Raw genomic sequence first — 11,502 nt, forward strand, 5'->3', positions numbered from 1 at the left:
ATCACAAGGTGTCCACCTATTTTGGTGGACACCTCATGCATCAGAGCACTCAACAGCAAAAGGTGCGGGGAAATTCGCGCTTACGAAATACTGGCCTACCGACGCAGTGCTCGACTGCCTGCCGCCCCAACATGCCTTCGCAGAATGGCCGGGCCGTTTCGACCCGCCTGATGAATGAAGAGGCAACATCGACGAGGAAACGTCACTTTTGGCAATCCTATCATGGCAGCGGTAGCGGAACTGGCCCGCCTCACCATTTCTCGCCGGCCAGGCTCGAATTCCGGCCCCTGCCACAGGAACCCCGGCAGCGCTGCCCCGATATGGGCCGCCCCAGGGGCCGCGCCCGGCAACTCCTCTATTGCCCACCGCAGGTGCAACGCAAGGAGCGGCTCGGCAGACCATCGCCTATTTCGATGCCCGGAAGGTATCCGTGCTGTTGTGCGCGCTGCGCCTCATCACCCTGGCCCACACCCAGTCGCCACTGCCAGCTGTGGCACGTTGCTCCTCAAGCTGGTGAAGCTCGGGCGCTGGTCAGGATCAGCGCGCGCCGCGTCAAGATCGCCTTCTCCTCGGCCTGCGCCGTCATCCCAAAATAGCGCTGGTCGCGGCGCCCCCCTGGGCCCGCGGTTCTCCCGCTTGAAACGCCGCGCCCCCGCGCCAGACCGGCGGCACCACCCACGCCCCACGGGAGACCAAGCCCGGCAACTCTCGCGGCCCGCGCATCCGCCGCCACGATGGTGCTGGCCCGCAGCCCGGAGCGGCTGAAAGCCAGGGCTGGCACCCCTCACCAAGGCCTCAGGCTTGAGAATCCGGGGTAGCCCTCGACGAAGCTACCCTACGCCTAAAGAGGGTGTTCTTGTCTAGGGTTTTCCTGGCGTAAGGTAAGATGGTCAAAAAAGAAACTATGCGAGGAGCGCCTTGCGAGACGCGCGTACCTCAATCGCGTCAGGGGAGGCTACGATGACAACGAAATCCTTGATGACCACAAAGTCTTTTATAACAGTGCTTGTCAGCCCAAGCGAGTTACTCCGAGAGGGCCTTGTTCTAATTCTGGATGCAGCAAAGTTTCGCATTCTTTTCTCTGCGGCTTGTGTTCACGACCTTCTGCAGAAGCCGCTACCCAAGCACCGGTCCATCTTGCTCATCATGGATGTCGACGGTACTGACGCGGATGCTGGATTCGCACAAATTTCAGAATTTAAAGGGATTTATCCGACCAGCCATGTCGTTGCGCTAGCCGATCACTGTCGACCGAACGACATAGTTTCAGCCCTTCGTGCGGGGGCGGACGCGTATTTGACAAAAGTTGCCGCTCACGACACTTTCATCAAAGCTCTCGAATTGGTTATGCTAGGTCAGACGGTGCTACCTGCAGAAACTTCGACGTTTATTCAAGATATAAGACATGGTCTGAAATATGATGCGGTACATGATTTTACAAATGTGGCTGTTACAATGGAGAGCGCTGATCGAGAACCATCAATGTTGTCAACTCGGGAAGATTGTATTATACGTTGCTTGATCGGAGGGGAATCTAACAAAACAATCGCGCGCAAGATTAACATCGCCGAAGCGACGGTGAAGGTGCACGTGAAGGCCATCCTTCGAAAGATTCGGGTCGGCAACCGCACCCAGGCTGCAGTTTGGGCGATGAACCATGGTATGCTCACTTCCGCTCCTAGCAATGGCCCGTCAGGGACCGAAAAGACGGCAACTCAGCCTTCTCCCCATCCGCAAGAGCTACTTGAAGCACAAAAGGAGTACCACCTTGTCAAGAACACTCATCCGATGTGACCGCCTCCGCGTCTTGACATATCGTCCTTCGGGCTGGTGACCTGTACGCTGCATTATGCTGCCGCACGGAGGAGACCCCGGTCGACCGATGCGACGAGCTACCAGTACATTAAATCCCGATGCTGAAAACCGCAATTTTGAGATGTCTCGGGTCCCAGCAACCACACCTTTCTACGACGCACTTTCCAAAGCTACGCCCTGATACGAGGTTCCGCGGTCAAGAACGCGTAGGTTCAAATCACCCCCGGCGATGTAGCGTAAGGAGGGTGCAGCAGAGACAGGATCGCAATGGGGGCGCTGCGGTGGACCCGCCAACGGGACCACGACCCGGCCTTTTGTGATTGCCGTCGCGGATTTCGAAGACAGCTACTTCCCCGCCCACAGCCGATCGATAAAGCAGCGGCTGACCGATGCAAGATCACGGGTTCATCCCGACGTGGTGTTAACCCAGGCCAGGTTCGACGGCCATCAGGGCCAGCGGAAGGTCAACCAACTGACCTGGACGTCTTCCGTGATCATCTGGTGCTCGAATACGAGATCCCGAAATTGGGACTGCGACCTTTGCCACCCCAATGCCTACGTGCCGCTCACGGCCGACGTGCTGGAACGCAAGATGAGCCCCTCGACACGCACTTCGGAACGCTGCGCTCCAGGACTGGTTCGACCGCCAGACACTCGCTGGGCTTGCGAGGTTGCGCGGGATGGAATGCCGGGCACCCGAGCATTTCGCCGGGGCTTTCACGCTCCGGAAGGCTAAAATTCTTTAGCAGTTTGCACACATTCTCTCGCAAAAACTTGCGGAGCGACCATCGAAAAATGGAGTGGGCCTTGAACTCATCGGGCGATCTGCTAAATATTCGTCTACGGCGGTCCGGCAAAAAGACGTCTACAAGGAAAGATAGTACAGAACTAGCCATTCAAGCCGACCGTTTTACTATCCATTTTGAAGTTGAGGGATTCATCAAAGTGGGCAAGGCAAAAATTGCTCCTGGATTTTCGTTCAAGAAAGCCCGGATCGGAACGGTCGAGGGCGGAGAATCCGGGATTCTGGTGTGGAAATGGGACCAACTGGTCGCGGTCCTTACCCGGATCGACGAGGAAGCCTACTCCACGAAAGGCAAATGGTTCCTCGAAACAGGCTTCGGGCTGCTGAGCGGGCAGCACAAGAATTTCGATACGATCGAAGAAGCCATAAGATGGGTGGCCAGACACACTTTCCCTGACACTGCAGATGGATCGGCGGATTCAGCGGCAGGAAGTTAACCCGAATCGCAGTCAGCTTCCGAGCTGGCGGAAATCGCGCATTTCCCTTTTCAAGCGGTCGTCCTCCAGGCCAGTTTCCTGTCGGCTGGAATCTTCTTGGCTTTGCGTGCCGCCCTGTGCAGGTCCCAGCGAAGCCCTTTGGCGACATCCAGACCCGTTTGTCAGACGGCCGTCACCTTGTTGGTCCGCAACCGAAGTGAGGTCCTGCTCATCACCGCCAGTCACCGTCGGCGGCCGCCTCGTCGCGGCTATAGCGATTCACCCGAGGCTGGCCGTCTTATTGCTTGGGAGACGCTTCAGCAAGAGTTTCTTCCGTGAAGAGATCGTTGACTTTGTAGGCGACTTCCGTGCGGTTGGTCGCCTTCAGCTTCTTCATGATATTTCGGATGTGGACCTTCACGGTGCTTTCGCGCAGGTTCAGTTCGTAGGCGATGATCTTGTTCGCCTTTCCGCGCCGGAGCGCTTGGGCGACCTCGGCCTGCCTGAGCGTGAACATGCCTTTCAAAGGCTGCGTGTCGGGGCTGTCCGAACCTATCAGGTGGCGCATGCAAAGGACACTGCTCGCAGGGACGAAGATGCCTCCCGCTGCCGCGAGGTTGATAGCCTCGACACAGACGTCGATTTCGACCGAGGTCGGAATGTAGCCGCGTGCGCCGCATTCGAGAGCGGTCAGTATGTGTGCAAGATCTTCGGTGTCGGCCAGGATAACCACTGGGACTGATTTGAATTCGGACGAAATATGCCTAATCTCGTCTGCGATGCCATGATCGGTGACCTTCCGGCCGCCAAGGTTGAAGAGTATGGCTGCAAGGGGAGGTGCCGAGCCCTTCTTCACGCGCCATTCATCGATCGAACCCATGGCGGCGATCTCCATGCCGAGTTCGTGGTCCGCGAGAGCCGATGCGAGACACTCGCGGCCTAGAGCCCGTCCGTCCAGGATGAGGAGGCATCCCCTGCCTCCTTGGCCGTGGACACTTTCCGTTCCGCTGGACAGCACTCCTGACCGATTGGCCGTGTGTTTATGCCGTCCTGCTGTGGAACCCATGTCAATCCCCAATCTTTTCGCACAAGCCGCGTTGCGGCTGCCAAAACACCCCTCATTCTTCGCAATCTGAAAGCTTGAATACGCTGCCCTGTGTTTGAATGCGCTTGTGAGTGAACACCCAGCCCTTGTGAAAGCGTGAGGCTCACCCAGCAGTTTTCAGCAGTTCTTCGCCCCTAGCCGAGAACAGCTTGTGCAGCCTATCGTCTATTTATAAGCGTTCTCTAACATAAGTTAATTTTTAGAAAATTTCGCGTCGACGGTCGCCTGAGGGCATGTGTTGAGACCGCGTCACCCCGCCTTGAAGCCCCCGCGAGTTTGATCGTGACGCGCGGGTACGGTCAGATTCAATCTCTTTGGCCATGTGCCAACCGTTGAAATGATTCCCGACTGCTCAAGGAATGCCAAGGAGTGGGATACCTCTACGAGGTTGATTAACCGGGTGGGCGATGATGCCATTCTCAGGACGGGGACCGCTTAGCCAACCCCAACCCCAACCCCAGCAGCCATTCGAGGGAGGATCGGTAGTTCCTCGCGATTGTAGACGAGAATTCCTGAAGGTGGATATTGGCATGACCAGGGGCAGTTTGTGGCATCCGTGGCCCAGCGCTTTAGGTCCGAGAACACCCGGCTGTATCTGCCGTAGTGTATGGGCAGCTTGCACGTATTTCGGCAGCACGTTCTCCTCATGTAATAGGCCATGGTTGCCGTCGGTCATGATAGTCGGGCCTTTGCGGCTGCCCTCGTCAAGATAGACTGCGGCCCCACCAGGTAAGCCGCGCACTACCAGCCCGGAAAACATCGTCTGGAACTGCTCCAGCGACGGCGCACTGTCGTCTTCCAGCAGAAATTTTGCTGATGGCCTATGCGCTGGCGCCCAGCACCGCGCCGCAGGGGCGACGCGAAAGCCCCGCTAGAGACGGTTGAACCCGAGCTAGAGGGAACAACCTTTACCTGAGGTACTCGCTGTCGAATCCGGCTGTTTTGACCAGCTTCTTGCGGTTGATCACCTCTACATGGCCTGCCCTGAAAGCGACGAGATCGGCCTTGCGGAGTTCCCCCAACGTCCGATTGAGGTGAACGGTGGTCATTCCGAGGATGTCCGCCAATTCGTGCTGGGTAAGGGGACACTCATATCGTCCATGGGCCGACAGGCCAACGCTCGAGAGCCTCTCCTCCAACTCGAGCAGGAAATGGGCGGTGCGGCTCATCGCGTTCCGCCGCCCGGCATTCATGAGATGTTCGGCAAGGATGGCGTTCAGGCGGGCCAGGGAGCAGGCGATAGTCTTGCCGAGGCGGCCTTCCGACAAGATGGCCTCTACCAGTTTCTTGCTGGAAATTTCATAAACAGCTAGTTCGGTTATGGACGCCAGGGACGCTAAACGGGGTCCGTCCACGGAACGGAAACCGACAATGTCCCCCCGCAGAGGAGTGTCGATGATCTGCCGTTCTCCGTCCAGCAGTCCGCGGTAAAGGAGGGCCCAACCCGATTTTACGATGAATATCCCATCGTTGTTGTCATCCTGGCGGCATATCACCGAATGGGGTTTGTAAATTCTTGCGGTAACACCGAGAAAATCGTTATTACCCCAATCGTCCTTCGAGAATGTCCCCCCTACGGGATGCGAGTGTATGAACTGCAACAGTGTTTGCATGTTGCTTCCCGCACAACCTACAATAATTGCTCCCGCACGAGTTTGACAGAAGGACCACCTACGGTAGAGGCAGGATGGCCTACTGTCCTCGTCTGTTTGAATGAGGTAGACGGGGTTAAGATCAAGGGGGCGAGCGGATTTCGCGGCGCTGAAGCGCAGACCGCTGACCAGCAGTCGGACCATCGGCGCGACCGGAAATGGTTGCTGTCGCTGCTCCGGTGCGGCTCGTATCGTTGGGCGTAGTTAAAGAGACCAAAGCGACCACGGTCCGAATAGCCGAGTTCAGAAGCCGTTTGACAATCATTGCGGACACTCAGCCTCTGATGTACTTTAGCACTTGATAAATGAGGAATATGCCCGCTGTCGCGACGGCTTTTCTCTCTTTCTGTCTCGGCAGATTGCATGCCCTCTAACGGACCTTGCTACCACATGCTGTGTTCTCGTGGTTGCCAGGTAACAGCGGTTAGGGATTTGCCATGCTCCGACTTTGCGGATTCATCGCAGCCTTCATCCTCACGAGCTTCACGATCTTTGACGCTTGCGCCGACCGAAGGGTCGCTTTTGTCATCGGCAATTCGGACTACCGACAATTCCCCGCTCTCAAGAACCCGGCCAGGGATGCCGAGGACGTATCCAAAACGTTTCGACTGGCCGGTTTTGAGGTCTTCGTCGCAAGCGATCTGACCAAGCTGCAGTTCGAGGAGCAGTTCCGCAACTATCTTGCCGCCGCTGACGGCGCCGACCTGGCGGTCGTCTACTATTCCGGTCACGGCTTCCAGATCGGCGGCGAAAACTTCCTGATTCCGGTCGATGCCTCCTTGAAGCAGGCGGCAGACATCGAAGTCCAGGCCATCAAGCTCAACGATGTGCTGGAACAGTTGCGTTCGAAATCGAAGATCCAGGTGATCATCCTCGATGCCTGCCGCAACAATCCGTTCCCGCGCAAGAATTACTGGCTGAGAGACCAGCTCATCACCGCCGGCAATGCCGGGCTCGCGCAGGTCAGAAGCTCGCTCAACACCCTGATTGCCTTTGCCACCGAGCCCGGGGCGGCGGCTTATGACGGCGTCGGCGAACTCAGCCCGTTCTCGGCGGCGTTTTCCCGTCGCGCGCTGGCCCCGAACCAGGAGATCCGCACCGTAATGGCGGCGGTGCGCCGCGATGTGGTGGAAGCCACAAACGGCCTCCAGGTTCCCTGGGAGAACTCGTCGCTGATCGACGAAGTCGTGCTGATGCGCCGCAGCAATCGCCCCTCGCTGCCGCCGGTGCTGGAGAAGGTCGTGCTGTCGGGAGTGGGACCCGTCGACTTGGGCCTGCCCGAACCGATCGACGTCGACGGCGGCACGATCACCTTGAGCATCGAAAGACCGCCAGCCCTGGGGCGCCTGATGCTGGACGGCAAGCCTGTCGAGGTGGGCGTGCCGATCCAAGGCAAGGACCTGCCCCATTTGCAGATGGATGTTCCCAAGGGTGTCGCTACGCAGGAAGAGGTGGATATGCTGGCCTATGCCACGCATGACAACTGGGGCGGCCAAACCCAGGGCATCGTGGTATTTCGGGTCAAGAGCGGCCAAGGTGCGCAAGGCAAGCAGATCATGGCCTCGCTCGAAGCCGAGCAGAAGCAGAACGTGCTGGAGCGCGGCATTCATATCACCGGTGCGGCCGAGGCGCTCGAAAACCGAAATTTCAACGTTCCCGTGGGTGTCGGTCCGGTTGCGCTGAACCTGGACTTTCCGACCGATGATCCCGCGGTCAGCCTGAAAGTTTCGGGTTATCCGGCAACGGGAACGCTCTCGCTGCCCGATCGAACCCTGGCGCCCGACTCGAGCCTGAGGTCAGGTGAAGTCGACCGGCTGCGCTACGAACCCCAGATCGGCGCCGAAGCCACGGTCGAGGTTGGCTTCGAAATCCGGGCGGACAGCAGATCATCCAAGCCCGCCACAATGAAACTGTCGCCAACAGTGGATCCGTGCGATACGGCTGCCGGCGAGCCCCTCGACCTGCAAGGCGTCGTCCCCGGCCTGCTCCCAAATGAAATTGGCGCCAGCGCGGTAGAGCTTTGCGAGGCCGCCGTGAAGGCTTATCCCGCCGTTCCGCGCTTCCGCTATGAACTGGGGCGCGCGCTCCTTGCGGCAGGCAAGGTCGACGAGGGCAGGACAGCCATCGAGGAAGCCGCCAAGAAGGGACACGTCCGTGCCGTGTTCGAGCTCGGCTACATGTATGCGACGGGAACCGGAATGGCCGTCGACCGCGCACAGGCCAATGCGCTTTACGCGGCGGCGTCCGACAAGGGGGATCCCTATGGCATGACCTCGTGGGGTCGCGCCTTGTTCAATGGCTATGGCGTCAAGCCCGACACCAGCAAGGGTTTGGACCTGCTGCTCAAGGCGGCGGCGATGGGGCACACCTATGCCATGAACGATCTGGCCGCGATCTTCACCGAGGGCCGCAACGGGGTGACCGCTGACCCGGCCCGCGCCGTTGCCTTCCTGGAGGCCGGCGTCCAGCGACAGGACATGTATTCTATGAACCTGCTCGGCCGCAATTACTTGTCTGGGCAGGGCGTGGAGAAGGATCCGAAAACGGCGCTGGCGCTTTTTCAGCAGGCAATCGACCTCGGCCAGCCCTACGCCCCGGGCAGCCTCGCACGCATGTATCGGGACGGCGTCGGTGTGGAACGGAACCTCGCCGAAGCGCAAAGATTGTTCGACATTGGGATCGCGCGGGGCGATCAGTTCGCAGCTTACGATCGCGCGGGCCTCGAAATGCAAAAGGGCGACAAGGCCGATCAAGGTCTTGCCGTGCGTTTCCTTGCATTTGCGGCTGCGCTCGACGTGCGCAAGGAACTGCCGGACGCCAAAGGAACGCTGGCAAAGTTCGGACCGAAGCCAAAAACAGCGGCGTTGAAGCAGCTGCGCCAGGAACTGAAATCTAAGCTTCCCGGCTCCGGTTCACTCGATACGCAACTGGTGAACGCGGCCAGACGATTGTGGGAAGAAGCCAATCCGCGTCGGGACTTGTTTTGATCAACGAGGAGGCACTGGTGGAAAGGACATTGAAGCGAGCAATCATCGGAATAACGCTATCCGGCGTCCTGGCGGGCCTCATGGGCTGCAATTCCCTTACGCCCAAAGTTGAACCGTCGCCGCTGGTCGCCACGCCTCCGCCAAAGGTCCTTCGCAGGGTTCCTCCGCCAAAGGTCGTCAAGCCCGCTCCCAAACCGAGGGCCGCCAAGAAAGTGATTATACCGGTTGAGGAGGAGCCTGTTCCTGCGCCTGTCGTCATTCCTCCTTCGGGCGGGAGCGGCGGGAGCGGAAGCGGCGGAGGCGGGGGAGGCGGCTGGGGAGGTTGATCAGGTCAGGTTATGAGGGCCGAAGAAGGATCGCATGAGCCTAGCGTTCCGTGGCCTTTGATCGATTCAGGAGGACCAGTAAGGCACCGCCAGACGAAAGGGGCGGCAAACAGACATGTTCAACTTACCGCCGTCGCGCCACACCTCGACTCTACCAGCTGTTCCGGTTCCTGAACCGGGGAGTTGCGCCATTACCTGACGCCTAGGGAAGACAGACAAAGTCCGGATCGGCACACATCATTGTCATTCGCAATGTCGTCCCGCTGGATGCTTGCCCAGCTGACCTCGACTCGCACATTGCCAAAGCGCTTCTTTCACCTCACATGTCTATTTGCGCGCTGTCGCCGTCATCATGCCCACCTGAAGCGACATGGAGCCGTCCACCACGAACTGCTGCCATTGCGCGCAGATGTCCCGCTCGAGCGCATCGCGTTTCGCCGGGTCGGCTTGAGCGACCAACACGCGCTTTATGATTGCTTCAAGCTCTGATCGGGCGCGTTGCCCGACCGGCTCGTTGTGCGGGAAGGACTGATTATGGCCCAGCAGGAGCAGTCGCAGCCGGAGGGCAGCGCCGCGGGACTCTACGCCCGCTAGTGTTATGACGGCAGGAACGAAGAAGCAGCAGTAGTCATGGACCGAGGCTATGCCTTCAGTCACGCCCAGCATGGCGCGGACAAAGGCGAACTGCGGCGAAAGGTTTGACAGCGGAGATCAGCGCAAGATGTCCGACAGGCTCTCGGGCTTCTTCTCGCCAAGCGTCAGATCAAGGCCCGACAGCAGGTCGACGAGATGGCTTCGCATCAGGTCGGACGCGTCTTTTGCGTCGTGTTTTTCGATGGCATCGACAAGGGCGTGATGGGCCTGGCTTTCGCAGGTGGTGTCGCGGCGGCGCCAGTAAAGCGCGATGATCAGCGACGACCGCGACAGCAGGTCTTTGACGAAGCCGGTTAGGATCGAATGGCCGGCGATTTCGGCGATGCCGACATGGAATTTTGCCGACAGCATGATGGCGTCGCTGTCGCGGCCGGCATGCAGGGCCTCGTGCTCTTTTTCGAGATGAAGCCGCAGTTGCGCGATCTCGGCCGGCTTTGCCACGTCGGCGGCAAGCGCCGCGACCTTGGGCTCGATCAGCGCCCGCGCTTCGAACACCTCGCGCGCTTCCTGCCTGGTCGGCTGGGCGACGAACGCGCCGCGGTTCGGCTCGAGCCGAGCCAAGCGGTCATGCGACAGCGCCTGCAGCGCCGCGCGTATCACCGCGCGGCTCACCGAATAGATCGAGGCGAGTTCGTCCTCGGGTAGTTTTGTGCCCGGTGCGAGGCGGTGGCTGACGATGGCGTCGCGCAGGCCGGCATAGACCGGAAACCAGCGCATCGTCGGCTTGTCGCCATCCCGTGGCTTTGGCCCAAGCAGGTCCATCGTCTCATTGTCCCGGCGGCCGGATCGCTTAGCGGCGCGAACACCGCGTTTCCGGCCGGACATCGAACATCCTGTGTGGGAATGTCAACAAATTTGCACGCATCAGGATACACGGCCGGAGGGCGAAAAGGACGCAAAGATTCCGGCGAAGGATTTTTCGAGTGGAACCTGATAGCCGCCGCGCTTCGAGGTCGACAGGCCAAGGCCGACGAGGCTCTCGCACAGTTTTACCGCGCAGGCGACGCCGTCGAGCACGGGAACGCCATGTTCGCGGCTGAGCGCAGCGGCGAGATCGGCCATGCCGGCGCATCCCAGCACAATCGCTTCGGCCCGGTCGTCGCGGATGGCGCACTCGATCTCCTCAGAAATTCGATGGCGGGCGTTGGAGCCGAGCACTTCGAGCTCCAGAACGGGAACGTCGCTTGCTCGCACCCTGGCGCAGCGGCTGGCGAGGCCGTAGCGCACCAGATTGTGCTCAATCGCCGGCACCGAACGCGACAGCGTCGTCACGACGCTGAACCTGCCGGCAATCAGGCTCGCCATATGAAACGCCGCTTCGCCGATGCCGACCACCGGCATCTCCCCGACGCAGCGCGCCGCGTCTAGGCCGGTGTCGTCGAAGCAGGCGATGACGCAGGCGCTCGCCGCCGGATGTTTTTGGATCTCGCCGATCATTCCCGGGATGGCGAAGACCTCGTCGAAATAGCCTTCGATGCTCGGCGGCCCATCCTTCGGATTGGCCGCGATGATCCTGGTGCCGGCCGAAGCCGCGCCGCGTGCCGCCTCGCCGATCTTCTCGGTCATGGACGCGGTGGTGTTGGGATTGACGACGAGTATGTCCATTTGCGCTTTCATATTTCGCCGCCGAGATAGAGTTTCTTGACCCGATCATCGTCAAGCAGCTCAGCCGAATGTCCGGCCAGCGCGATCTTTCCGGTCGTCAGTGCGTAGGCGCGCTGCGAGATGCGCAGCGCCATGCG

Annotated in this window: 8 protein-coding genes and 1 pseudogene; 3 read left to right on the forward strand and 6 right to left on the reverse strand. The window is 59.6% G+C overall.

The window, feature by feature from the left end; genetic code table 11:
* Positions 1–960 precede the first annotated feature (960 nt).
* Positions 961–1,794 (forward strand): LuxR C-terminal-related transcriptional regulator, encoded by an 834-nt coding sequence (locus tag NKH70_RS34885; RefSeq protein WP_353027403.1) that lies wholly within the window; start codon positions 961–963, stop codon positions 1,792–1,794.
* Between the two features lie 828 nt (positions 1,795–2,622).
* Positions 2,623–3,057: a hypothetical protein gene (locus NKH70_RS34890; RefSeq protein ID WP_353027404.1), complete on the forward strand. Its 435-nt coding sequence runs from the start codon at positions 2,623–2,625 to the stop codon at positions 3,055–3,057.
* A gap of 277 nt (positions 3,058–3,334) precedes the next feature.
* Here NKH70_RS34890 and NKH70_RS34895 read toward each other — a convergent pair whose 3' ends face one another.
* Positions 3,335–4,102 (reverse strand): response regulator transcription factor, encoded by a 768-nt coding sequence (locus NKH70_RS34895; protein ID WP_353027405.1) that lies wholly within the window; start codon positions 4,100–4,102, stop codon positions 3,335–3,337.
* Positions 4,103–5,049: 947 nt separating this feature from the next.
* On the reverse strand, positions 5,050–5,754 hold the full coding sequence (locus NKH70_RS34900; RefSeq protein ID WP_023678639.1) for a Crp/Fnr family transcriptional regulator: 705 nt from the start codon (positions 5,752–5,754) through the stop codon (positions 5,050–5,052).
* A gap of 476 nt (positions 5,755–6,230) precedes the next feature.
* Here NKH70_RS34900 and NKH70_RS34905 point away from each other — a divergent pair, with 476 nt between their 5' ends.
* The gene (locus NKH70_RS34905) at positions 6,231–8,780 is read left to right on the forward strand and encodes a caspase family protein (RefSeq protein WP_353027406.1); all 2,550 of its coding nucleotides are present in this window, start codon (positions 6,231–6,233) and stop codon (positions 8,778–8,780) included.
* A gap of 653 nt (positions 8,781–9,433) precedes the next feature.
* Here the strand turns inward: NKH70_RS34905 and NKH70_RS34910 are convergent.
* From NKH70_RS34910 to NKH70_RS34925, 4 genes and pseudogenes are all read right to left on the reverse strand, one after another.
* Positions 9,434–9,772, reverse strand: coding sequence for a hypothetical protein (locus NKH70_RS34910; RefSeq protein WP_353027407.1), 339 nt, complete (start codon positions 9,770–9,772; stop codon positions 9,434–9,436).
* A gap of 45 nt (positions 9,773–9,817) precedes the next feature.
* Positions 9,818–10,522, reverse strand: a complete 705-nt coding sequence (locus NKH70_RS34915) for a GntR family transcriptional regulator (protein WP_353027409.1) — start codon at positions 10,520–10,522, stop codon at positions 9,818–9,820.
* A gap of 102 nt (positions 10,523–10,624) precedes the next feature.
* Complete coding sequence (locus NKH70_RS34920; protein ID WP_353027408.1) at positions 10,625–11,365, reverse strand: aspartate/glutamate racemase family protein; 741 nt, start codon at positions 11,363–11,365, stop codon at positions 10,625–10,627.
* 8 nt (positions 11,366–11,373) lie between these two features.
* Positions 11,374–11,502: pseudogene (locus NKH70_RS34925) on the reverse strand (ABC transporter ATP-binding protein); the annotation flags it as partial.

The sequence above is a fragment of the Mesorhizobium sp. M0991 genome (genome assembly GCF_040318915.1).
GTDB lineage: Bacteria > Pseudomonadota > Alphaproteobacteria > Rhizobiales > Rhizobiaceae > Mesorhizobium.